General features: G+C 70.9%; 21 protein-coding genes. 11 read left to right on the top strand and 10 right to left on the bottom strand.

The features are described from left to right. Positions 1 to 130: 130 nt before the first annotated feature. The 8 genes from ACIA6A_RS23080 to ACIA6A_RS23045 form a co-directional block, all read right to left on the bottom strand. Positions 131 to 754, bottom strand: coding sequence for a copper chaperone PCu(A)C (locus ACIA6A_RS23080; protein ID WP_396099868.1), 624 nt, complete (start codon positions 752 to 754; stop codon positions 131 to 133). A gap of 67 nt (positions 755 to 821) precedes the next feature. Then, a complete protein-coding gene (locus ACIA6A_RS23075; protein WP_396099867.1) occupies positions 822 to 3,104 on the bottom strand; it encodes a hypothetical protein in 2,283 nt (760 codons plus the stop codon). Further along, positions 3,101 to 4,078: a glycosyltransferase family 2 protein gene (locus ACIA6A_RS23070; protein ID WP_396099866.1), complete on the bottom strand. Its 978-nt coding sequence runs from the start codon at positions 4,076 to 4,078 to the stop codon at positions 3,101 to 3,103. The genes ACIA6A_RS23075 and ACIA6A_RS23070 overlap by 4 nt, the downstream gene beginning before the upstream one ends. A 13-nt stretch (positions 4,079 to 4,091) precedes the next feature. Continuing rightward, positions 4,092 to 5,288, bottom strand: a complete 1,197-nt coding sequence (locus ACIA6A_RS23065; protein WP_396099865.1) for an acyl-CoA reductase — start codon at positions 5,286 to 5,288, stop codon at positions 4,092 to 4,094. Beyond that, the gene (locus tag ACIA6A_RS23060) at positions 5,285 to 6,322 is read right to left on the bottom strand and encodes an acyl-protein synthetase (protein ID WP_396099864.1); all 1,038 of its coding nucleotides are present in this window, start codon (positions 6,320 to 6,322) and stop codon (positions 5,285 to 5,287) included. Before ACIA6A_RS23060 ends, ACIA6A_RS23065 begins: the two co-directional genes overlap by 4 nt. After that, a complete protein-coding gene (locus ACIA6A_RS23055; RefSeq protein WP_396099863.1) occupies positions 6,319 to 7,650 on the bottom strand; it encodes an AMP-binding protein in 1,332 nt (443 codons plus the stop codon). The genes ACIA6A_RS23060 and ACIA6A_RS23055 overlap by 4 nt, the downstream gene beginning before the upstream one ends. Further along, positions 7,647 to 8,384, bottom strand: a complete 738-nt coding sequence (locus ACIA6A_RS23050) for an SDR family NAD(P)-dependent oxidoreductase (protein WP_396099862.1) — start codon at positions 8,382 to 8,384, stop codon at positions 7,647 to 7,649. Before ACIA6A_RS23050 ends, ACIA6A_RS23055 begins: the two co-directional genes overlap by 4 nt. Further along, a complete protein-coding gene (locus tag ACIA6A_RS23045; protein WP_396099970.1) occupies positions 8,377 to 8,619 on the bottom strand; it encodes an acyl carrier protein in 243 nt (80 codons plus the stop codon). The genes ACIA6A_RS23050 and ACIA6A_RS23045 overlap by 8 nt, the downstream gene beginning before the upstream one ends. 205 nt (positions 8,620 to 8,824) lie before the next feature. On the opposite strand from ACIA6A_RS23045, the gene pseB reads away from it, so the two are divergent. The 9 genes from pseB to ACIA6A_RS23000 are packed head-to-tail and all read left to right on the top strand — an operon-like array spanning position 8,825 to position 17,283. Further along, positions 8,825 to 9,799 carry a UDP-N-acetylglucosamine 4,6-dehydratase (inverting) gene (gene pseB / locus ACIA6A_RS23040; RefSeq protein ID WP_396099969.1) on the top strand — a complete coding sequence of 325 codons (975 nt, stop codon included), beginning with the start codon at positions 8,825 to 8,827 and terminating at the stop codon, positions 9,797 to 9,799. Further along, positions 9,799 to 10,923, top strand: a complete 1,125-nt coding sequence (locus ACIA6A_RS23035; protein WP_396099861.1) for a DegT/DnrJ/EryC1/StrS family aminotransferase — start codon at positions 9,799 to 9,801, stop codon at positions 10,921 to 10,923. The genes pseB and ACIA6A_RS23035 overlap by 1 nt, the downstream gene beginning before the upstream one ends. A gap of 5 nt (positions 10,924 to 10,928) precedes the next feature. Then, positions 10,929 to 11,735 carry a hypothetical protein gene (locus ACIA6A_RS23030; protein WP_396099860.1) on the top strand — a complete coding sequence of 269 codons (807 nt, stop codon included), beginning with the start codon at positions 10,929 to 10,931 and terminating at the stop codon, positions 11,733 to 11,735. Then, complete coding sequence (locus ACIA6A_RS23025; RefSeq protein WP_396099859.1) at positions 11,732 to 13,126, top strand: hypothetical protein; 1,395 nt, start codon at positions 11,732 to 11,734, stop codon at positions 13,124 to 13,126. The genes ACIA6A_RS23030 and ACIA6A_RS23025 overlap by 4 nt, the downstream gene beginning before the upstream one ends. Next, complete coding sequence (locus ACIA6A_RS23020) at positions 13,123 to 13,857, top strand: cytidylyltransferase domain-containing protein (protein ID WP_396099858.1); 735 nt, start codon at positions 13,123 to 13,125, stop codon at positions 13,855 to 13,857. Before ACIA6A_RS23025 ends, ACIA6A_RS23020 begins: the two co-directional genes overlap by 4 nt. Continuing rightward, a complete protein-coding gene (locus ACIA6A_RS23015; RefSeq protein ID WP_396099857.1) occupies positions 13,854 to 14,870 on the top strand; it encodes a PseG/SpsG family protein in 1,017 nt (338 codons plus the stop codon). Before ACIA6A_RS23020 ends, ACIA6A_RS23015 begins: the two co-directional genes overlap by 4 nt. Positions 14,871 to 14,890: 20 nt before the next feature. Further along, positions 14,891 to 16,303: an AAA family ATPase gene (locus tag ACIA6A_RS23010; RefSeq protein WP_396099856.1), complete on the top strand. Its 1,413-nt coding sequence runs from the start codon at positions 14,891 to 14,893 to the stop codon at positions 16,301 to 16,303. After that, complete coding sequence (locus ACIA6A_RS23005; protein ID WP_396099855.1) at positions 16,300 to 16,947, top strand: hypothetical protein; 648 nt, start codon at positions 16,300 to 16,302, stop codon at positions 16,945 to 16,947. The genes ACIA6A_RS23010 and ACIA6A_RS23005 overlap by 4 nt, the downstream gene beginning before the upstream one ends. A gap of 6 nt (positions 16,948 to 16,953) precedes the next feature. Continuing rightward, positions 16,954 to 17,283 carry a pyrophosphatase gene (locus tag ACIA6A_RS23000; RefSeq protein WP_396099854.1) on the top strand — a complete coding sequence of 110 codons (330 nt, stop codon included), beginning with the start codon at positions 16,954 to 16,956 and terminating at the stop codon, positions 17,281 to 17,283. Here ACIA6A_RS23000 and ACIA6A_RS22995 read toward each other — a convergent pair. Together ACIA6A_RS22995 and ACIA6A_RS22990 are read right to left on the bottom strand one after the other, a co-directional pair. Continuing rightward, complete coding sequence (locus tag ACIA6A_RS22995) at positions 17,228 to 18,070, bottom strand: alpha/beta fold hydrolase (protein ID WP_396099852.1); 843 nt, start codon at positions 18,068 to 18,070, stop codon at positions 17,228 to 17,230. The two genes, ACIA6A_RS23000 and ACIA6A_RS22995, sit on opposite strands and share 56 nt — an antisense overlap. Then, on the bottom strand, positions 18,031 to 20,262 hold the full coding sequence (locus tag ACIA6A_RS22990; RefSeq protein WP_396099851.1) for a putative bifunctional diguanylate cyclase/phosphodiesterase: 2,232 nt from the start codon (positions 20,260 to 20,262) through the stop codon (positions 18,031 to 18,033). Before ACIA6A_RS22990 ends, ACIA6A_RS22995 begins: the two co-directional genes overlap by 40 nt. A 184-nt stretch (positions 20,263 to 20,446) precedes the next feature. On the opposite strand from ACIA6A_RS22990, the gene ACIA6A_RS22985 reads away from it, so the two are divergent. After that, positions 20,447 to 20,926, top strand: coding sequence for a response regulator transcription factor (locus ACIA6A_RS22985; RefSeq protein WP_396099850.1), 480 nt, complete (start codon positions 20,447 to 20,449; stop codon positions 20,924 to 20,926). Positions 20,927 to 21,024: 98 nt separating this feature from the next. Beyond that, positions 21,025 to 22,548, top strand: coding sequence for an MFS transporter (locus ACIA6A_RS22980; RefSeq protein WP_396099849.1), 1,524 nt, complete (start codon positions 21,025 to 21,027; stop codon positions 22,546 to 22,548). Positions 22,549 to 22,589: the final 41 nt, after the last annotated feature.

Raw genomic sequence — 22,589 nt, 5'->3', positions numbered from 1 at the left:
GATTCCGGCGGGAAAGAGCGGTCGTTCTCGGGGATGGGCGCGCCAGGGCGCTCGCCCTCACGAACCGCCTCTTCCGAGAAAGAACGGTCGTTCTTGGGGGTGGGGTCAGGAGTGGATGGTGGTTCGGTGGTCACGGGGTGGGGCTGCCCATCGGCATGGCCGAGGTGTCGGCCGGGGCCATCGGCATGGCCGAGGTGTCGGCCGGGGCCATCGGCATGGCTGAGCTGTCGGCTGAGCTGTCGGCTGAGCTCATGGGCATGTCGGGGGCGTAGCTCTCGCCGGCTCCGGCGAAGGGCTTGGCGATCGCGGTGAAGGGGACCGTGGCTCCGTCGGCGAGGGTGAGGGTGAACGTGACCTCGTCGCCCGGCTCGATGGCCGCCGCCGGGTTCATCAGCATGAGGTGGTCGCCGCCGGGGCCGAGTTCGTGGGTGGCGCCGGCCTTGATGACGAAGCCACCCTGCTTGGGCCGCATGATCATTTTGCCGTCCTGCATGGTCATCTCGTGCAGTTCGAGCGGGGACGCCGGGGAGGTCGCGCTCACCACGGTGAGGTCGGCGGCCGAGGCGTTCTCGAGGATGCCGAACGCCGCCGTCATGGTGCCGGCCGGACCGGCCTTCACCCAGGGGTCCTTCACCGTGAGGGTGGCGGGGGCGGACGACGGGCTCGACGGCGCGGCTTCGGTCTTGCTGTCGCCGCAGCCGGTCAGGGCGACAGCGGCCAGGGTGATCGCCGCGAGGATACGGAGGTTGCGCATGCGTCGTAGGTCGGGTGCGCGGCCGGAAGAGTTCCCGGGCGCCCCGAAAAAGGGCGCCCGGGCCGGATCAGCGCAGCTCGTAGACGGTCGTCGTGCCTGAGGTGAAGCGGATGTCGGCCAGCGTCGCCAGTCGCGGGGACACCTGGCCGGCTCTCGTGTCGGCGAGCAGCCACTTCACCCCGTACGTTTCTCGCAGGGTGGTCAGGTCGGTGGGGTCGGCGGCGCTGAAGGCGCGCTGGTTGAGGGCGAATTCTGCCGGGTCGGGGGCCGGCTGGAAGACGTATTTGCGTCCGCCGACACCGTTCGCCGCGACCGTGTCGTCGGAGTATCCCCAGCTCTCCACCAGCGTGCGGCGTCCGCCGAGGCCGGACACCCAGAACGCGCGGGCGTCGCAGGGTTCGGCGCGGGTGACCGGGGCGCAGTGCACGTTCGTCGCCACCACGTCGTCGCGGCCGGTGTTGCGGTTGAGCCAGAGCGCCGCCTCCATCTCGGCCGCGGTGGTCCAGCGGGCGGTGGCGACGGCCGCCGGTCGGTCGGTCAGGAACAGTGACTTGGTGTAGTAGGTGATGCCGACGGTGAGGCTGCCGCCCAGCGTCGCGGCCAACACGGCGACGACCAGCGAGCGGAAGCTCCTGCGCAGCACCAGCACCAGGATCGCGCCGGCCACCACGAAGGCCAGGGTGCGCAGGACGGGCAGACCCAGCGCCCAGGACCACTGACCCCAGGATTTCACGTCGGTGGGGCGCAGCACGTCGGGTGCGGCGAGCGTCCAGGCCGCGCCGGCGAGCAGGCCGGCCACCGGCACCCACCAGCGGCGGACCTGGTCGGCGAGAAACCACGTGCTGAGCACCACGCCGAACGGCAGCGCGCAGAGGAAGAAGTAGACCTGGCTGGCGGACGGATGCCACAGCGCCCAGGCCGCGCCGACACCGGCCGCGATCATGCCGCCGAGCAGCCAGGCGACCGGGTCCTGGCGGATCCGGCGGGCGCCGATGCCGCCCAGTCCGAGCAGCCGGGGGGCCTGCATGAGCAGCCACCAGCCGATGATCCCGGCGACGTAGACCCAGGCCCTGGGGGCCGCGTCCTGCAGGCCGGGCGGCAGGAAGCCGTTGGGGGCGATGCCGTCCGAGGATCCGAGGGTACGCGAGTACGGGTCCATCCAGCGCAGCACGCTGAACGGCTGCACGCCCAGGGTCCCGGCCCCGCCGCCCGCGAACAGCTTGGCACCGACGAGCATCGGGATCAGCACCGCGACCAGCAGGCCCGCCGCCGCCCGGGGGAACACCCGGTCGCGGATCCAGAGCATCACCACGGCCAGCGCGAGTCCGGCCACGAGTGGGGGCAGCGCGCTGGACTTGGACCCCGCGCAGGCCAGAGCCAGCACCGGGGCCAGGAACCAGGCCGGGCCCAGGGCGCGCCGGCGCAGCACGTCGACCGCGATGAGGGTGAGCAGGCCGAGCAGGGGCATCGCGTACGTCTGGGACGGGCTGGCGAACACGAGCGAGGAATTGCCGTACGCGGAGACCGGCGCGCCCAGGCTCAGCGGGGAGCCGATGAACGCGACCGTCCCGGCGAGCGGCCCGGCCCACCACTTGCCGCTGACCTCGCGGGCGAGTGTGGCGACGACCAGCAGCGCGGTCGCACCGATCGGCACCATCCACAGGCGCATGAGCACGAGTTCCGGGGACAACCCGGTGATCATGCTGGCCGCGGCCATGTCGGCGTCGGACAGGTAGTGGTAGCGCAGCGCGTCGCCGGCGAGCTGCGGCACCTCGAACGGCATCGAGCGGGTCATCTCGTGGACCAGCGCGAGGTGGTACATCAGGTCGACGTAGTACTCCGCGTGGACCGGGGGCAGCGGGACGTTCTGCCAGGCGTTCACGCCCCAGGCGATGACGAACAGCAACCCCGCGCAGATCAGCCAGGACCAGCGCAGCGGCAACGGCTGCGGCTCGGCGATGCGCCAGTGCCGGCGCAGCGAGGGTACGGCCAGGAACGCGACGAGCACGAGCACCGGCCAGCACCACAGCATCTGCTGGAGTCCGGTGGCGGCGGCCAGCGCCCAGCCGAGGAGCTGCACGAGCAGGCCGGTGGCGGCGCCGAGGCCCAGGTCCTCGGGCAGATTGCCGCGGCTGCCGCGCAGCGCCCGGTGCACGAGCGTGCCGGGCAGCACGATGCCGAGCACGAGGTAGGTGGCGTACACGGCGACCTGGGCCGGGGTGACGTCGTTGAGCAGCAGCGCGGTGACGAACGTGGCGCCGGTCAGCACCCACGGCACGGCGGTCAGGGCCTTTTTCTGCATGACCGGCGGTGCCGAAGGGGGCGCGGGCCGGGTCAGGACAGCGGTCATCGGGCCGTGGCCGCCGACCGTTGCTGTGGGATCGTCGTCTCCTGCGAGGCCGAGTCGAATCCGATGTGGAATGTGGGGCGGTCCTGGACGGTCTTGTAGATCCGGGCCACGTACTCGCCGAGCAGGCCCAGGCAGATCAGCTGGACCGCCGAGAGCAGCAGCACGGCGATGAACAGCGAGGTCCAGCCCGGGATCACGGTGCCGTTGGCCCAGACCACCACACCGAAGATCATGAGGGCGAGGCAGGCGACGAACGCGAACGCGCCGAGCCAGGTGGCGACCCGCAGCGGGGCCGCTGAGAAGTTGGCCGCGCTGTCCCAGGCCAGCGCCACCATCTTGCGCAGCGGGTACTTCGTCTCGCCGGCGGCGCGGCGCTCGCGGGCGTAGGGGACGGTGCCGGACGAGAAGCCCAGCGACGGCACCAGCAGCCGGTACACCGGGGTGCGCTCGGGCAGCGCCTTGAGCACGTCCACCACCTCGCGGCTGAGCAGCCGGAAGTCACCGGCCTGCGAGGGCACGTCGGCGCCGACCATCCGGCGCATGAGCCGGTAGTAGGCGCCGGCGGTGTTCCGCTTGAAGAACGAGTCGGTGCTGCGGTCGGAGCGGACCCCGTACACGACGTCGAGGCCCTGCTCGCGGGCCGCGCGCAGCATCTCGGCGATGGTCTCGGGCGGGTCCTGCAGGTCGGCGTCGATGCTGACCACCCAGTCGCCGCGGGAGCGCTGCAGGCCGGCGGTGAGCGCCGCCTGGTGCCCGCTGTTGTGCCGCAGTTTGACCAGCCGCAGCTCCGGCCAGGTGCGGCCGTGCTCGAACAGCAGCTGGGCGGTGCGGTCGGCGCTGCCGTCGTCGACCGCGACCACCTCGTAGCCGACGGCGAGCTGGTCGAGGGCCGGCCGCAACCGCTCGACGAGCGCGGGGATGACCGCTTCCTCGTTGTACATCGGCACGACGACCGACAGGACGATGCTGCTCACGGCTGCGGTTCCCCTATGTCTCGAGCGTGGTGAGCCGCGTGAACTCACGCGGCAGGTCGTAGCCGTCCCAGATGGCACTGAACGTGAGTGCGGACCCGAACGGGACGATCCGGTCGACGCCGCGACCGCCCAGCTCGTCGGCGAAGACGCGCAGGTCGGCCGGGGCGAATCCGAAGTGGCTGAACGTCTGGTCCTGGCGGTTCATCGCCGGCACCAGCTCGGTGAGCGTGGCGACGTGCGCGAACGGGAACGCCCCGGCGCCGATCCAGCGCCGCGGTGCCGTGCCCGGCCCGGTCAGGGTGAGCGAGGTGATGCTGTTGTCCGGGAACGCCATCGCGGACACCGCGCCGGTCGCCGCGAGCTCGTAGGCGTTGACCCGCTTCTCCACCGCCATCGCCGCGTCGATGACCCAGCCGCGCTGCTCGACGATCTCGGCGAGCAACACGAGGAACTCTTCCTTCGCCCCGGCGGCGTCGTCCGGGGTGCCACCGACGAGGAAGACCGTGCGGGGCGAGGAGCAGGCGGCCTGGTCGAACCAGTACGCGTCGTTGGAGAAACCGAGCACCGCGGCGCGCCGGGCGGCCGGGTCGGCGCCCTGCCAGCCGGGCACGGACAGCGCCGCCCAGGACGTACGGTCCGGGAAGGTCAGATCGCGGGCCGAGGGGCGCAGCGGGTGTTTGCGGATCGCCTCGACCGCGCTGTCCCCGCCCCAGATGACGCGCAGGTCGGACCACGCGCTGAGCGCCGCGGTCAGGGTGTCGTCTCGACCGTAGGTGACCATCCGCTGGGTCCGCCCGATCACCGGGTCGGCGCCGTCGAGCGTCGCGTTCAGCGTCTCCAGCACGGTCTCGGCGGCCCCGGCCGAGCGTGACGAGATGCGTACGACGTTGTGGTTGCCGGCGAGCGCGGACAGCGCCCAGGAGTACACGAAGATGGTGTCCACGTTGGCCGGTGGCACGTGGAAGACGTTGCCGCGCGGGAAGACGTAGGTGTTGTCGTCACGGCGCATCCGGGCGGCGGCCCGGTTCAGCTCGGCCGGGCGCAGGAAGTAGCCGAGCGAGCCGAGCTCCGGGTGCCGCCGGGCGATCGCCGGGGCCAGCAGCTTGCGGGCGAAGCGGGCGAGGAAGTCCACCACCCGCGGGTCGCCGACGGTCAGCCGGTCCGCCGAGGGCGCGGTCAGCTCACCCGGCTCGCCAAAACGAAAGATCATGCCTGCTCCCGGTAGGTGTCGCTGCAGCCGCGGGCTTCCGCGCGCGGCAGGCGGCCGAGCACCGAGAAGCGTTTGCCGGGCCAGTCGCCGTCGTCGATGCCGTCAAGAACGCCCAGATCCTCGGTCAGGAGCACATGCCCGGGGTAGGACGTGGGCAGCGTGCTCACCACCTCGATCAGCCCCGGTTCGCCGACCGGCTGCTCCGCCCAGGTCAGCGGATCGCGGATGATCACGTCGGCGAAGTCCGGGCTGTAGAGCGAGCCGCCGGACGGCCCCTCCAGGAAGATCGTGCCGATCTGCTCGACCATGCCGTAGAAGTTGTGCATCCGGGTCAGGCCGGTGTCGTCCCCCAGCCGGCGCCGGAATTCCTCGGGCGACACGGCCTGGTCGACGAGCTTCTTCCAGCCGCCGGAGTGGATGAGGATGCCGTTGCTGAGGTCCAGCCCGTGCTCGAGCGCGACCTGGTACAGGTGCAGCCAGACCAGGTAGGTGAAGCCGAAGATGAGGAACGGCTCGCCGCCGTGCTTGGCCAGGAACGAGCGCAGCGCCTCGAGATCCGGGTTGCCCTCGGGATCCAGCGCCCACGCGTGGTCACGGCCGAACGTGGCCATGCCGAGCACCCCGGCGCCCCGGGCGCTGAACGAGCGGCGGTCCTTCAGCATGCCCCGGGAGTCGACCAGGATCATCGGCAGCCGGCGCGGGCCGAGCACGGTCTGCAGGGTGGCGCCGAGCTGGCGGGTCTGCGTCGCGGCGGCGGCCTTGTCGAGGTAGATCCGGCTGACGTCGCCGGTGGTCCCGCTGGAGGTCAGCACCTTGAACACCTCGTCGTCCGGGATGCTCTTGAGCTGCAGCGTCTTGAACAGGCGCACGGGCAGCCAGGGCAGCTCGGCGACGGTGGCGGCCGAGGTGAAGCCGGACGCGGTGAGGATCCGGTCGTACTCGGCGCTGTGTGCCCGGTGGTGGGCCGTGAGCTCGGTGAGCTCCTTGTGCAGGAGGCTCTCCCGCTCGGCCTGGTGCAGCGTGAACACGCTCATCGGAGGGTCTCCAGGGACCGGTAGTCGACCTTGCCGGTCGGGAGCAGGGGCAGCGCCTCGACGGCACGGACGTCGAGGCCGGAGAAGTGGGTGCCCAGGAACGCCGCCAGCTCGCCGCGGATCAGCCGGGCCTTCTCGGCGTCGGCGCCCTCGAGGAAGACGTGCAGCTTGTCATCGCCGGCGACCGCGGCCACCGAACCGTGCCGGGACAGCTCGCGTTCGACGTCGTCGAGGTTCACCCGGACCCCGAACACCTTGCCGATCCGCTTGAGGCGGCCGGTGATGAACAGGAAACCCTCGTCGTCGAGCCGGCCGAGATCGCCGGTGCGCAGGATGCCACCCAGCTCATCGGGCTCGGCGAGATCGGCGGCGCTCTCCGCGTACCCCATCATGACGTTGGGTCCGGTGAAGACGACCTCGTCGCCGTCGATGGAGAAGGACCCACCGGGGACCGCCCGTCCGGCGGAGCCGGGTTTGTCGTTGATCCGGTCCGGCGGGAGGACCGCCATCCGCGCGGTGGCCTCGGTCTGGCCGTACATGACGAAGAGCCGGCCGCCGACGGCCGCCATCCGCCCGGCGAAGTCGGTCACCAGCTCGGCGCGCAACCGGCCGCCGGCCTGGGTGAGCGTGCGCAGCGACGGGTGCGCGGCCGGGTCGAAACGCAGCCGGCGCAGCATCTCGTACTGGTACGGCACGGCGGCGAGCGTGGTGACGCCGTGGGTCCGGACCGTGGCCCAGAAGTCGCGCTGGAGGAGGCCACCGCGCTCCAGGACCACGGTCGCCCCGCGCAGCAGGTGGCTGTTCAGCACCGACAGGCCGTACGTGTAGAAGAGCGGCAGTGTCGTGGGCGTGACGTCGACATGGGTGATCCCGAGGCTGTCCGCGATCGCTTCCGCGTTGGCCGCGACCGCGGTGCGCGACAGGCGCACCAGCTTGGGGTTGCCGGTCGAGCCGCTGGTGGTGAGCAGCAGGGCGAGATCCGGGTGCGGCTCGACGGCCGGGCTCTCGCGCACCCAGGTGTCGTCCTCGGCGTGGTATCCCTCCGGCGGCGCGGCAGTCACGCCGGTGACCTGCACCGGGCCGAACCGCTCGACGAGCGCGAGCAGCGCGTCGCGGTCGAGTTCCGGGTCCAGCAGCGCGATCGGCCGGTGGGCGGCCAGCGCGCCGAGATAGCGCGCCACCGCCGGGATCGTGGCCGGCGTGAGCGCGAAGACCACCCCCGGGGGCAGCTGGGCGAACCCGGCCGCCGCGGCCTCGACCTGGTCGTGGCGCAGGGCCGCACCCGTCTCGGCGTCGAGCACCCGGGCACCGGGCGGGAACAGGTTCACAGCGAGATTCCTCCGTCGACCCCGAGCACCTGGCCGGTGACGAAGCGGGCCTGTTCCGAGAGCAGGAAGGCCACCACGTCGGCGACCTCGTCGGGCTCGCCGAGGCGGCCCAGTGCGGTCTCCGCGACGCGCTTGGCGCGGCCGTCGGTGTCGAGCGTGTCGAGCATGTCGGTGGTGATGAAGCCGGGTGCGACGGCGTTGACCCGGATGCCGCGCGGGCCGAGTTCCTTGGCCGCGGACCGGGTCAGACCGCTGACCGCGGCCTTCGACGCGGCGTAGATCGCCTGTCCGGCGACGCCCGCGCCGGCGGTCACCGAGGAGACCAGCACGACCGCGGGGGTACGGCCTCGGCCGAGCAGCCGGACCGCGCCCTGCAGCGTGTACGCCGCACCGATCGCGTTGACCTCGAACAGCCGCCGGACGGTGGCGTCGTCGGTCATCCCGAGCATCCCGGCGGCGTGCGTGCCCGCGTTGACCACGAGCGCGTCGATCCGCCGGAACCTCTCGAACGCGAGGCGCATCATCGCCTTGCTGGTGTCCGGATCCGCGATGTCACCGTGGGTGGGCACGACGGTGACTCCGTGCTTGCCCGCGAGCTCCTCCGCGACGCCGGCGATGGCGTCCGCGCGGTTGCCGTGCACGACGAGGTCGTGACCCTGCTCGGCGAGCCGGCCCGCGACCGCGTACCCGATCCCCCGGGATGCGCCGGTGATCAGCGCAACCCGATCAGGCATCGAAGTCCACCCCGTATTTACCGAGAATTCGCTCGGCCTCCGCAAATGAGGACATGTTGATGACGTCGTCGGTGTCAATCATTACCGAGAATTCATCTTCGATGGCCGCGACCAACGACATGTGGGCCAGTGAATCCCACTTGTCATTGTCCTGGTAATGCAGATCATCCACCGGGGCGTCGCCCGGGAGGTCCAGCGCGGTCCGGAACGTCTCACGCAGTCTCTGCAGCTCAATCACGGTACATCTCCAAGGCGGGTAGGCGCGGGAGACAACCTTGCATCAGCATCCGCAACATCACGACCAATCGAAGCTGAACTGCGCGTGAATTGCGTCAGGCATCTTCCGCGACCTCTGGAAATGCCAGATCACGCGGTTATGCTTCGCCCCCTGAGATCGATAGACAATGCGAGTGCCCACCCCCCGGGAGCAATTGATGAGTGTGTTGAGCGGTTCGTCCATCCTGGTCACCGGTGCCACCGGTTCGTTCGGGAAGGCCTTCCTGCGTCACGCGCTGGAGAATCTCGACCCGCAGCGCATCGTGGTCTTCAGCCGCGACGAGCTGAAGCAGTACGAGGTCCGCCAGATGTTCGGCGACGACCCCCGGCTGCGCTTCTTCCTCGGCGACATCCGCGACAAGGACCGGCTCGACCGGGCCATGCACGGCGTCGACCACGTCGTGCACGCGGCCGCCCTCAAGCAGGTCGACACCGCCGAGTACAACCCGTCGGAGTTCATCGCGACCAACATCAACGGCTCGCAGAACGTCGTCGACGCCGCGATCAACGCCGGCGTGCAGCGCGTCGTCGCGCTCTCCACCGACAAGGCGTCCAGCCCGATCAACCTGTACGGCGCCACGAAGCTGGTCGCCGACAAGCTGTTCATCGCCGGCAACCACTACGCCGCGACGCACCCGACCCGTTTCTCGGTCGTGCGCTACGGCAACGTCATGGGCAGCCGCGGCTCGGTCGTGCCGTTCTTCCGCAAGCTCAACGCCGAGGGCAAGAGCCTGCCGGTCACCGACAAGCGGATGACCCGCTTCTGGATCACCCTCGACCAGGCCGTGCAGTTCGTCGTCGACTCGTTCGACGTCATGCAGGGCGGCGAGCTGTTCGTGCCGCGCATCCCGAGCATGCGCATCCTCGACCTCGTCGAGGCCGTCGCGCCGGACGCGCCCACCCACGAGATGGGCATGCGGCCGGGCGAGAAGCTGCACGAGGAGATGATCGCCGCCGACGACAGCCGCCGCACGCTGCGCTTCCCCGACCGTTACGTGGTCCAGCCGGTCGTCGCGAGCTGGGGATACCAGACCCCGCAGGGTGGCGAGCCGGTGCCGGACGGCTTCAACTACCGCTCCGACAACAACGACCTCTGGCTGGAGGTCGACGAGATGCGCGACCTCATCAAGGAGAACTGATGCTGCCCTACGGGCGGCAGAACGTCACCGACGCCGACATCGAGGCGGTCACCGCGGCGCTGCGCAGCGACTGGCTGACCACCGGGCCGAAGGTCGACCTGTTCGAGAACGACCTGGGCCGGATCGCCGGCGCGCCGTGCGTCTCGGTCAGCAACGGCACGGCGGCGCTGCACACCGCGTACGCCGCGGCCGGGATCGGGCGCGGCGACGAGGTCATCACCACGCCGATGACGTTCTACGCGACCGCGGGCACGGCGTCGATGCTCGGCGCCACGGTGGTGTTCGCCGACGTCGAGGAGGACACCGCCAACCTGGACCCGTACGCCGCCGAGGCCGCGGTCACCGGGCGCACCCGGGCCGTCGCGGCGGTCGACTACGCCGGCCACCCGGCCGAGTACGACCAGCTGCGCAAGGTCGCGGACAGCGCGGACGCGGTGCTGATCGCGGACGCGGCGCACGCGATCGGGTCGACGTACCGGGGTCGTCCCGTCGGCACGCTCGCCGACCTCACCACGTTCTCGTTCTTCCCGACCAAGAACCTGACCACCGGCGAGGGTGGGGCGGTCGCGTCCACCAGCCCGGATCTGCTCCAGCGGGCCCGGACGTTCCGGACGGTCGGGCTGGTCCGGGACCGCGCGGTCATGCGCTTCCCGGACGAGGGGCCGTGGCACCAGGAAGTGCACGAGTTCGGCCTCAACTACCGCCTGCCCGACGTGCTGGCCGCCATGGGCAGTTCCCAGCTGCGCCGGCTGCCCGCTTTCAAGGCACGCCGGACCGCACTGTCCGCACGCTACGACGAACTGCTGGCCGATGTGGACGGGCTCCGGCTGCCGGTCACCCGCGAGCACGTCGACCCGATGCGGCACCTCTATCCCGTACGGGTGCTGGGTGGTCGTCGTCGTGAGGTTTTCGAACGGATGCGGGCGGCCGGTATCGGGGTGCAGGTCAACTACATCCCCGTGTACTGGCACCCGGTCTACGCGGACCTCGGGTACCGGCGTGGCATGTGCCCCAACGCCGAGGCCTTCTACGCCGAGGAGCTGTCCCTGCCGCTCTTCTACGACCTCAGCGACGCGGACCAGGACCGCGTCGTCGACACCCTGCGCACCGTGCTGGAGAGCTGACGACCGTGCACCACGCCAACCACTTCTACGGCCACGCGCACGTGCTGGCCGAGTACTGCGGGCTCGACCCCGACGATCCCCCGCGGATCGACGGCTACCTGCAGCACGGCTGGAACGTGGTGGACGGGCTGGGTGCCGGGACGCCGTACGTCTCGGGCCGGCCGATCTTCGTCTGGTCCGAGCAGACCCGCCGACGGGCCCGGTCGATGGGCCGCCGCTACGCGACCACGGTCGGTGCGCCCTACCTCTATCTGCTCGCGCTCCACGGGCCGATCGAGGACGCGCCACGGGAGGGCACCATCTGGTACCCGTTCCACGGCTGGGAGGGTCAGCACATCGCCGGGGACCACCAGCGGCTGATCGACGAGATCCTCGAGACCGAGGACGGGCCGGTCACGTTCTGCCTGTACTGGCACGAGTACAAGGACGACCGCACCCGGCGGCGCTACGAGAAGGCCGGACGGGTCATCTGCCACGGCTACCGCGGCCTGAAGTGGCGCGACACCGACACCAAGTTCCTCCACAACCAGCTCGGTGAGCTGCGCAGGCATCGCCGGGTCGCGTCCAACCGGCTGAGCAGCGCGGTCCTGTACGGCGCGGTCACCGGCTGCGAGCCGGCCGTGTACGGCGACCCGATGCAGCTGGGTGGCGAGGTGCGCACGATCGCCGAGCGGATCCGCCGCCAGTGGCCCGAACTGCACGGCAAGTTCCCGGACCCGGCCGCGGCGACCGCATCGGCCCTGGCGGAACTCGGCGCCGACGTGGTGGCGACGCCCGCCGAGCTGCGGGCGACCCTGGGGTGGGCGGCATGAGACACCTCGGAGGCGAGATGGCCGGGTGGACCGACACCGGGCCCGCCGGTGGCCCCACGTACGGATACCTGCTCGAGTCCCTGGTGCCGGTGGGTGGCCGGGTGCTGGTCGCCGGGCCCCATGATCTGACGTTGCTGGCGGCACTGCGGGCGTACGCGGACGTCACCTGCCTGGTCCGCGGCGAGCCGGACGCGGTCTCTCTCGAAGCGGCCGGGTTCGACGTCCTCTGTGGAACGCTGGCCAAGCTCACCGGCGAGTACGACACGATCGTCGCGCTGGACGGGGTCGGCCGGCTGTGCTCGGTCGAGGGCCCGCAGTACGACTGGGCCGAGAGCGTGCGCGTGCTGCACCGCAGCCTCCGGCCCGGCGGATCGCTGCTGCTGGCGGTCGAGAACGAGCTGGGTGTGCACCGGCTCGTCGACCGGATCACGCCGACCGCCGCGCACACCGACGCCGACTGGCGCCCGCTCGGCGAATACGACGACAGCAAGCCGGGCACCCCGGCCCGGCTGCGGGAACACCTCATCACCGAGGGGCTCACCCCCGGCTGGCTGGCCACCGCGTGGCCGCTGCCGGCGGCGCCCACGCTGGTCATCGACGAGCCCCGGCTGCGGTACGGCCCGGCGGGGGCGCTCGCGGCGGCCGCTTCCGCCGCGACCGGTGCGGCCTACGCGGCCCGGCCGGTGCTCAGTGACCCGCGCCGGCTCGCCGCGACCGCGATCCGGGCCGGCCTCGGACCGGAGCTGGCACCGGCGTGGCTGGTGCTGGCGTTCCGCGGGCCGGGCGTCCCGGTGACGCTGCCGGCGGCGGTGCGAGGTGGCGGGCCCATGCCGCCGCTTCCCGAGGGCCGGCTGCTGGAGGAGCTGCTGATCGGGGCGGCGCTGCGGCACGACCTGCCCGCGCTCCGGCGCCTGCTGACCTCCTGGGTCGCCGCCGCTCCGGAGTTCGCCGCCGACAACGTGATCGTCGACGGTGACGTGTTCACCGTTCTTGATCAGTCTTTGGTCGATGACTCCCCGATCCATCGCTTCGCGGAGACTCTGCTCGCCGGGGGTTACGACCATCCGTGGCCGCATGCCGGCGATGTCCCCTCGCTGGCGGCTGTGTTGCTCGCCGCGGCAGGTGCTTCCTTCTCGGGCGATTTCACCCCTTCCGTCGCGCCGGACTCGGTGCGGGAGCACGAGGAACGGGTGCGCCGGCTCGAGGAACAACTCGCCGACGCGGCGGAACGGACCCGTTACGCCGAGGCCGAACTGGTGCGGCGCGACGCCGAACTGCGCAAGGCCCGGCTCCAGATCGACATGTTCAGCGGCGGGGTCGGATACCGCCTCGGCCGCATCGGGATGCGGGCCGCCCGCGCCGCCCGCCGCAGACTAAGGAAAACCCCATGAGAACCCTCGGCATCGTCCAGGCCCGGATGGGCTCCAGCCGGCTGCCCGGCAAGGTGCTGCGGCGCCTCGGCGACCGGACCGTGCTCGACCGGGTCGTCCGCGCCGCCCGGGACAGCGGCGTCCTCGACGACATCGTCGTGGCGACCACCATCGAGGACCGCGACGACGCGGTCGCCGCCGAATGCGCGACGCTCGGCGTGGCCGTGCACCGCGGGCCGGTCGACGACGTGCTCACCCGGTTCCTCGGCGTGCTCGACGAACGCGACGACGAGCCGGACGCGGTCCTGCGCTTCACCGCGGACTGCCCGCTGCTCGACCCGGAGCTGATCATGCTGGCCACGAACGTCTTCGCCGCCACCCCGGGACTCGACTACCTGAGCACGTCGATCGCCCGTACGCTGCCCCGCGGTCTGGATGTCGAGATCGTCCGCGCCGACGTGCTCCGGGAGATCGACAAGCTGGCCACCGACCACCACCGGACACACGTGACGTCGTACGTGTACTCGCACCCCGACGACTACGCCGTGCTCGGCCTGACCCTGCAACCCGACCTCTCCGCCCTGCGCCTGACGCTCGACACCGAGGACGACTGGCGGCTGATCGAGACCGTCGTGGCACACTTCGGTGACCGGCCGGTGCCCATGCGTACGCTCGCGAGCTGGCTCGCCGACCGCCCCGAACTCGCCGCCCTCAACGCCCACGTACGGCAGAAGGAGCTCGCACAGGCGTGAGCGTCACCGTCGGCATCCGCTGCGACGCCGGGCCCAGCACCGGCGTCGGCCACCTCGTCCGCTGCGTCGCCCTCGCCGAGGAGCTGACCGCCCGCGGCGCCGACGTGCGCTTCCTCAGCGACCTCGGCGGCGTCACCTGGGCGGAATCCCAGCTCACCGGCCGTGGCCTGCCCTGGCATCCGGCCCCCTACGACCCGGTCGCCCTGATCGCCGCCGCCGACCGCCTGCGCCTGGACGCGGTGGTGGTCGACTCGTACACGCTGCCGCCGTCCCACACGGCGGCCCTGCGCGCGTCGGGCCGCCCGGTCCTGGCCATCGTCGACGGCTCGGCCCGCGGCCAGCAAGCCGACATCTACGTCGACCAGAACCTCGACGCGGTTCCCCTCGAGGGCGACGCGGTGAGTCTCGTCGGCCTCGACTACGCCCTGCTCAGGCGGGCCATCCGCGACCTGCGCCCGCCGGTCCCGCCGGCCGCTGCCACCCCGGCGGCCGTACCCCGCGTGGTCGCGTTCTTCGGCGGGACGGACGCATTCCGCGCGGCCCCGATCGTGACCAGCCTGCTGATCGGCACGGGCGCAGCTTTCACCGCCACGGTGGTCGCCGCCACCGACGACCTCAGCACCGAGCTGCACGCCCTGCACCCCGGGCCCGGCCAGCACCTCGAGATCATCGCGCCCACCGACGGCCTGCCCGAACTCCTTGCCGACGCCGACCTGGTGATCAGCGCCAGCGGCACCTCGACGTGGGAACTCCTCTGCCTCGGCCGGGCCGCCGCCCTGGTCTGGGTGGTCGACAACCAGATCCAGGGCTACGACCGTACGACCGCCCGGGGTCTCGCCGCGGGCCTCGGCCACCTCCCCGACCTCGGCACCCCCGCCGTCGAAACCCTGCGCCACCTCCTCACCACCCCCGAGGCCCGTACCACCCTCGCCACCCAGGGCTGGTCAGCGGTGGACGGCCACGGCTGCGCCCGGGTGGCAGACACCCTGCTGGCTGCCATCACCCAGGGGTAACTCTGGGTAGGCTGTAGGGCATGCTCACGCGGCTCGAGGTCAAGGGCTTCAAGAATCTGCTCGACGTTAAAGTAGATTTCGGCCCTTTTACGTGCATCGCGGGCGCGAACGGCATCGGGAAATCGAATGTATTCGACGCCATCGAATTCCTTTCCTACCTGGCTGAGGACTCGCTTGTAGAAGCTGCACAGCGGGTCCGTGGCGCCTCGGGCAGCCGTGGTGGCGACCCTCGTGATCTGTTCTGGGACGGCTACCGCGATCATCGGCGGGAGATCACGATCGCCGCTGAGATGGTCGTCCCCGCCGAGGTCGAGGACGATCTTGGAGCTCCGGCGAAGGCCACGACGACGTTCCTGCGCTACCAGGTGACGCTCGGCTATTCCGCACCGGAGGGCGAGGCGAGTGTCGGACGACTCAGCCTTGTCGGCGAGGAACTCCGCCATATAAACAAGGGCGACGCCGGCCACCACCTCCGATTCCCCCACAGCACCGCCAAGTTCCGAAACGCCGTCGTCCTCGGTCAGCGTCGCGGCGGGGCCTATCTCTCCACGGAGATCAGAGAAGGCGGAACGGTCATCAACGTCCACGGCGACGGTGGCAGCTTCGGGCGGCCTCAGCCTCGGGCAGCCGGCAGAGCCGGGCGCACCGTCCTCAGCACCGTGGCCACAAACGACTACCCGACCATCCTGGCCGCTCGACGGGAGATGCAGAGCTGGCATCGGCTCGCTCTGGAACCCTCAGCTCTGCGCGCCCCGGACAGCCTCACCGATCCGCGCTCCCTCGATATCGACGGACGACACCTCGCGGCGACGCTGTACAGAATCGCCCACGCCGCCGGGAGCAGCCCTGAAGCGGTGTACGCCCGGGTCGCCGGACGCCTTTCCGACCTGGCGGGGGTCGACGTCGACCATCTTGTCGTCGATGTCGACCCGATCAGAGAGGTGTTCACCCTCTTCCTTCATGAGAAGGGCGGCTTGAGACTCCCCGCCCGGGCACTCTCCGAGGGCACACTTCGTTTCCTCGCGCTGTGCGTCCTACTCGAGGACCCCAGTTTCACCGGCCTCATATGCATGGAGGAACCAGAGAACGGGATCCACCCGGCGAACCTGCCAGCCATGATCGAGCTCATCCGCGATCTGGCGATCGACCCCAGTTTCCCTCCCGATGACGACAATGCCTTCCGCCAGGTCATCGTCAACACCCACTCTCCCGGCGTCGTCCAGCTGTGCGACCCCGCGGATCTGCTCCTGGCCGAGGTACGGGCTCACCGTCATGAAGAGGGTGAGATGACTCGGGCACTGACCTTGCTGCCCTACCGGGACTCGTGGCGAGCCTCGAAGCAGTCACACTCCTTCACCGAGGCGGACGTGACCTACTACGTCGCCGCCCCGGCCGGCGCCCAGCTGCGGCTTCCCTTGGATCTGGCGGGATGACCGGCAGTATCTTCGACGGACTCTTCGTCGCGGAGGGCAGCTCCGATATGCCGATCGCCGACATCGTGGAACGACTGTTCTTCGAGCGCGGTGTGGAAGTGCGGCTCAGCAAGCCTGACTTTGGCTTACTGGGAAAGGTTCCCAAGGTCGTCAGCTCACGGCTGGCAGCGGGCGAACAGCTGCACGGCGGAACCTTCGATGTCGTCGTGGTCCACCGGGACGCGGACAATGCCGGTGTGGCCGCCCGCCGACGGGAGATCACCACCGCTGCCGACACGCTCTCCGGCGAGCCCCAGGTGATCCCGGTGATCCCGGTCCGGATGACGGAGGCATGGCTGCTCCTCGACGAGGCCGAGATCCGTTTCGTGGCCGGCAACCCGAACGGGAAGAACCCGTTGCATCTGCCTGGACGCCGTGAGGTCGAAGCGCGCGCCGACCCCAAACAAATTCTTCAGGCAGCCTTACTGAACGCGGCCGAAGCCAAAGGCAGGCGGCATGAGCGCGAGCGGAAGCGATTTTTCGAGCACCGCCGCCTGCTGCTGGAACGTCTGGACTGCAACGGCCCGGTCACCAGGCTTTCAGGCTGGCAGCAGATGGTCGCAGATGTCGACGAAGCGTGCCGAGCCCTGGCCGGCAGGAGTTGACAAGATATGGATCTGCAGAAGCTCACCGATGATCTTGAGCTGGTCTCGCAGCGCTATGCCGAGGTGTACGGCATCCGGCGGGACGAGGCGTGGTTCGTGCTCAAGCTGCAGGAGGAGGTCGGGGAGCTGACCCAGGCTTTCCTGATGCGGACCGGGCAGGCCCGTCCCAAGGGGTTGACGCCCGCGGAGCTGCGGGCCGGCGTCGGGGCCGAGGTCGCCGACGTGCTGTGTCAGGTGTTGCTGCTGGCGAAGCACCTGGACGTGGACCTGCCGGCCGAGGTCACGAAGAAGTGGCTGTCACGGCTTCCGCCAGCCGGGGATCCATCAGCAGCGTGACGTGGTTGGCCTCGACGCGTTCGCTGGTCAGGCGGGGGACGAGGAGGCGGGCGCGGTGCAGGGCGGCGTCGCTGAGGAACGGGCCGGCGCGGTCGGTGGCTCCGTGACTGGCGGCCAGGGCGTGGACCGGGGCCTTGTGGTCGTACAGGGCGCCCAGGGTCGGCGTACCCGCCAGGGTGTCGGCGGCGTCGGCAACCAGCCGGCGGCGATCCAGTCTGGCGTGACCGGCGCTGTCCAGAAGGTAGTCGGACCAGGCGTGGACGACCGGCCAGAGGTCGGGACGGCCCTGGACCGCCTTGCCGTCGACCGCCTGGGTGAACGCCTCGGCGTCGCGCCAGCGGCGGCCCAGCATCGCCGTCTGGACCGTGAAGAGCAGCTTGACCACCGGTTTGCGGACCAGCGGGGACGGGTCGGGGCTGATCCCGCCGTCGACGAGGACCACCCGGGTCACCCGGTCACCGAGCGCCCTCGCCACCAGCGGCGCCAGGAACGCCCCCATCGAGTGACCGACCAGCGTCACGTCGTCGAGGCCGCTCTCGTCGGCGAGCGCCAGCACCTTGGCGACGTGCCCGGCCAGGCCCGGTTCGGCGGTGACCAGGGCGGAGCCGCCCCGGCCCGGGAGATCCGGGGCGATCACCCGGTGCTCCGGCAGCGCCCGGGCCAGGCTCGCCCACACCTGCGAGGTGCTGGTGAGGCCGTGCAGGGCGAGCAGGGTACGCCCGTCCTCGGGCCCCCAGGCCGCGCAGCTCAGGCCCGCAATGTTCGTCCGTAGCGGTTGTCCGACCACGCCGCGATCCTCTCATCGATCTCGGCCGCGGGCAGCGGACGCGCGAAATAGTGTCCCTGTGCCTTGCCGCAGCCCAGCAGTGTCAGCTCACGGGCCTGGGCGGCCGTCTCGACGCCCTCGGCGACCGTGTCCATGCCCAGCACCCGGCCCAGGCGCAGCACCGCCGTCGCCACCGCGGCGCCCTCCGCCGACGCGTCCAGCGTGGCGACGAAGACCCGGTCGAGTTTGAGCATGTCGATCGGCAGGTGGGTGAGATTTTTCAGCGACGAGTAACCGGTGCCGAAGTCGTCCAGCGCGATCCGGATCCCTTCGTCGCTGAGGATGCGCAGGTGGGCGCTGGGCACCTCGTCGGCGATCAGCTGGCTCTCGGTCACCTCCAGCACCAGCTGACCCGGGTTCAGGCCGGTGGCGCGCACGATGTCGCGTACCTCGGTGCTGAACGTGTCCGCCTCCAGCTGGCGGGCCGAGACGTTGACGTGCAGCGGCAGCTGCGGCCAGCGCCGGGCGTACGTGCAGGCCTCGCGCAGCACCCAGCGGCCCAGCTCCTCGATCATGCCGATCTGTTCGGCGAGCGAGATGAACTCCCGGGCCTCCAGCAGGCCGAGCCGGGGGTGTTCCCAGCGGGCCAGCGCCTCGATCCCGGCCAGCTCCTCGTCCGGCAGGCCCACGATCGGCTGGAACACCAGGCGCAACTGGCCGCTGCTCACCGCGATCCGTAGCTCGTCCTCCAGCGACGGCTCGTCGTCACCGCCCATGGTGTCCGCGTAGCAGGCCCAGCGGGTGTCGCCGCCCCGCCGTTTCGCGTGGTACATCGCCACGTCGGCGCGGTGCATCAGCTCGTCCGCGGTCATCTCCCCCGGGCCGGACAGCGCGATGCCGATGCTGGCGGACGCGCGTACCGGAATCCCGTCGATCATGATCGGCTCGGCGGTGCCGGCCGCGATCCGCCGGGCCACCGCCTCCGCGTTGCCCTCGCTGCCGATGTCGTGCAGCACCACCGCGAACTCGTCGCCACCGAGCCGGCCGGCCGAGTCGGCGCCGAGGATGGCATCGCGCAGGATCCGCGCGAACCCGGCCAGCAACTGGTCCCCGGCCTTGTGCCCTCTGGTGTCGTTGACCTGCTTGAAGTCGTTCATGTCGAGGAGCAGCACCGCGGTGGACCGCCCGTCGCGGGCATCCCGCTCCAGCGCCTGCACCAGCAGCTCCCGCAGGCGCGAACGGTTGGGCAGCCCGGTCAGACCGTCGGTGGAGGCGGCATGCTCGCTTTCCCGCTGCAGGGTGATCTGCCGCAGTATCACCAGCAGGGTGATTCCGATGCCACCCACGGTAAGACCGCTCCACGGAAAGAGCGTGCGCTCCCGCACGGCCGCCACGATCATCAGGGCATAAGCGGCGATGATCGACGCGTACGGAAAATTGCCGCGCACCAGGCAACGTTCCCTGCGCGAATCGTTCACCTCGGGTCGCCGGCACCGCTCGACCGCCGCGGCGGCCATCAGGGCGATGACGGTGATGATCCCGACGATCTCCCAGATCGCGTCGTGCGCGCCGGCACCGGTACGGGCGGCGAGATACCCGGTCCAGACATCGATGCCCAGCTGCCCGGCGACCCCGGCGAGCAGCAGTGTGACCGGCCACTTCCCGGCGGCGACGGTGCCACGCATCAGCAGCCGGGTGAACCCCAGCACGAGCAACAGGTCGAGCACCGGATAGACGGCGGCGGTCACCAGCAGCCGGGTCTGCGCCCCCACCGAGGGGCCGACAACCAGATACCAGACCACCATCACCCCGGCGACCATGACGGTCAGCACGTCGAGCACGGCCTTACGACGTTCCAGCGGCGTGATACTGCTCAGCGGGAACGAGTACGCGGCGAACAGCAGCACACCCACGATCACCACCCGCACCCCGTCCGCGGGGCCGGGGAACGACTGATCGCTGCCGGGAAACACAAAAATCGTCATCACGACGGCCTGCAGCACGAAGACGGCGGCGATCGCCCGCCAGGCCCGCCGCGCACGAGCCCCGCTCCCGGGAATCCGCGCGGCCCGCAACCCGGCCACGCAGCCCACGACACAGAACACCGCCAGGACACCGGCGCCGACGACCACGGTCTGCGGTGCCAGCACCAGCAGCGCGACGCAGAGGACGTACAGCCCGGCGATCGCGGCGAGGACACGATTCCAGTTCACAGCTGCCTATTCGGTCACAAAACCTCCTGCTTGAGGATGGTGCGGCACCGACCTGCGCGCACCCGCACAGCCGCCGGCGGCAGCCTCCGATATCAAGGTAGGTGTCACGAAACGGCTAAGCGGTTGGCGGTGGGGTGCCGAACAGATCTCAGGAGGCTTGGACGACTCGGATGGAGGTGCCGCCGTGCCCACCGTGCTCATCGCCGATGACGATCCCGACCACCGGGAGCTGATGGCGCTGGCGCTGCACCGCTTCGGTCACGAGGTCCTGGTGGCCGAGGACGCCGAGGCCGCGCTCTGTGCCGCCACCTACGGGGGCATCGACGCCGCGCTGCTGGACGTGCGGATGCCGGGCATCTCCGGGATCGAGCTCTGCGGGCTGCTGCGGTCGGACCCGGCCACCGCCGATCTGCCGATCATGGTGGTCAGCGCGGACGTCGGCGGCAACCGGATCATGGCGGCCATGGAGGCCGGGGCCGACGACTACCTGATCAAGCCTTACCACCGGGCCGAGCTGGGTGCCCGGGTCGAGGCGCTGCTGCTGCGCCGGGGCCGGGCCGGGTTCAAGCCCAGCACCGTGGCGACCGCCGCCCTGCTCGCCGCGCGGGCCGGGCTCAAACCCGCCGGTGCCGCTCTACCTGCGCCATTACGCCGTACGGCCTGAGCCCGACCGTCTTCGGTCGATCGCATCATCGACTTTCGGACTCGACGGCAGTCCTTGGAACGATGCCGCGCCACCCCGCCCGGCGTAGCGTGATCGCCATGGATCCAGTGATCGCTCAGCCCGTGCGTTACAGCACCGCAGCCGGACGTTGGGTGCTGCTGGCCACGGTCCTCGGCTCGTCCCTGGCCTTCATCGACTCCACCGTCGTCAACATCGCCCTGCCCGCGATCGGCCACTCCCTCGACGCGGACGCCGCCGGCCTGCAGTGGACGGTCAACGGTTACGCGCTGAGCCTGGCCTCGTTGATCCTGCTCGGCGGTTCACTCGGCGACCGGTACGGCCGCAAGCGGCTCTTCGTCCTCGGCATCACCTGGTTCGCGGTCGCCTCCCTGCTCTGCGGGCTCGCCCCCAGCGTCGAGCTGCTCATCGGCGCCCGGGTGCTGCAGGGCATCGGCGGCGCGCTGCTCACCCCCGGCGCCCTGGCCATCCTCGAGGCCTCCTTCGCCCGGGAGGACCGCGCCCGGGCCATCGGCGCCTGGTCGGGGCTCGGTGGCATCGGCGGCGCACTCGGCCCGTTCCTCGGCGGCTGGATCGTCGAGCTCGCCGACTGGCGGCTGATCTTCCTCATCAACGTGCCGATCGCGGCGCTGGTGCTGCTGGTGACCGTGCGGCACGTGCCCGAGACCCGCAACCCCGCGGCGGCCCACCAGCAACTCGACGTCACCGGGGTGCTCACCGGGGCGGCGGGGCTGGGCGGTCTCACGTACGGTTTCACCGCCTGGCCCGCGGACGGACCGGGCAGCCCCGCGGTGCTGGCCTCGCTGGCAGTCGGCGTCCTCGGCCTGGCCGGGTTCGTACTCAACGAGCGCCGCTCCCGCCACCCGATGCTGCCCCTGTCCATCTTCGGTTCGAAGGCGTTCACCGGCGCCAACCTGGTCACCTTCCTGGTCTACGCGGCTAACGGCGGCGTCTTCTTCCTGGTCGTCCTCAACCTGCAGGTGGTGGCCGGCTTCAGCCCTCTCACCGGCGGCCTGGCCCTGCTCCCGGTGACGGTCCTGATGCTGCTGCTCTCGGCCCGGGCCGGCGCCCTCGCCCAGCGGATCGGCCCACGCATCCCGATGACCGCCGGCCCGCTGGTCTGCGCGGCCGCCCTGGCCTGGATGTCCCGGATCGGCCCGGGAGCGTCCTATCTGACCGGGGTCCTGCCCCCGGTCATCCTTTTCGGTCTCGGCCTGTCCCTGCTGGTGGCCCCACTGACCGCGACAGCCCTGGGTTCCATCGACGATGCCCACGCCGGCGTGGCGAGCGGCGTCAACAACGCGGTCGCCCGAGCAGCCGGCCTGCTCTCGGTCGCCATCCTCCCCCTGGCCGCGGGCCTGGGCACCGGCAACCTGACCGACGCCGCCGACCTGCACCCCACCTACCAGCACTCCATGCTGATCTGCGCGGCCCTGATGGTCACCGGAAGCCTCCTGGCCCTGACCTTCATCCCCACCCACCTACCGGCCCACACCCCAGCCACCACCATTCCGGCCGCCGTACCCATCACCCCCTCCCGAGAGGAAAGCCCCGTCCACACCTACTGCGACGTAGCCGCCCCGCCCGTCCACCCCCGAACCTGACGCCCACCGCCCAGCCCCCCATCTGCCCAGCCCAGCCCGAC

Source organism: Actinoplanes sp. NPDC051494 (genome assembly GCF_044454705.1).
Classification (GTDB): domain Bacteria; phylum Actinomycetota; class Actinomycetes; order Mycobacteriales; family Micromonosporaceae; genus Actinoplanes.
This window is presented reverse-complemented; position numbering and strand designations above follow the sequence as displayed.

Bases quoted from the DNA above. Each gene is read 5' to 3' on its own strand.
- ACIA6A_RS23080 (WP_396099868.1), bottom strand. From the start codon at position 754: ATGCGCAACCTCCGTATCCTCGCGGCGATCACCCTGGCCGCTGTCGCC.
- ACIA6A_RS23075 (WP_396099867.1), bottom strand. From the start codon at position 3,104: ATGACCGCTGTCCTGACCCGGCCCGCGCCCCCTTCGGCACCGCCGGTC.
- ACIA6A_RS23065 (WP_396099865.1), bottom strand. From the start codon at position 5,288: ATGATCTTTCGTTTTGGCGAGCCGGGTGAGCTGACCGCGCCCTCGGCG.
- ACIA6A_RS23060 (WP_396099864.1), bottom strand. From the start codon at position 6,322: ATGAGCGTGTTCACGCTGCACCAGGCCGAGCGGGAGAGCCTCCTGCAC.
- ACIA6A_RS23050 (WP_396099862.1), bottom strand. From the start codon at position 8,384: ATGCCTGATCGGGTTGCGCTGATCACCGGCGCATCCCGGGGGATCGGG.
- ACIA6A_RS23035 (WP_396099861.1), top strand. From the start codon at position 9,799: ATGCTGCCCTACGGGCGGCAGAACGTCACCGACGCCGACATCGAGGCG.
- ACIA6A_RS23025 (WP_396099859.1), top strand. From the start codon at position 11,732: ATGAGACACCTCGGAGGCGAGATGGCCGGGTGGACCGACACCGGGCCC.
- ACIA6A_RS23020 (WP_396099858.1), top strand. From the start codon at position 13,123: ATGAGAACCCTCGGCATCGTCCAGGCCCGGATGGGCTCCAGCCGGCTG.
- ACIA6A_RS23010 (WP_396099856.1), top strand. From the start codon at position 14,891: ATGCTCACGCGGCTCGAGGTCAAGGGCTTCAAGAATCTGCTCGACGTT.
- ACIA6A_RS23005 (WP_396099855.1), top strand. From the start codon at position 16,300: ATGACCGGCAGTATCTTCGACGGACTCTTCGTCGCGGAGGGCAGCTCC.
- ACIA6A_RS23000 (WP_396099854.1), top strand. From the start codon at position 16,954: ATGGATCTGCAGAAGCTCACCGATGATCTTGAGCTGGTCTCGCAGCGC.
- ACIA6A_RS22980 (WP_396099849.1), top strand. From the start codon at position 21,025: ATGGATCCAGTGATCGCTCAGCCCGTGCGTTACAGCACCGCAGCCGGA.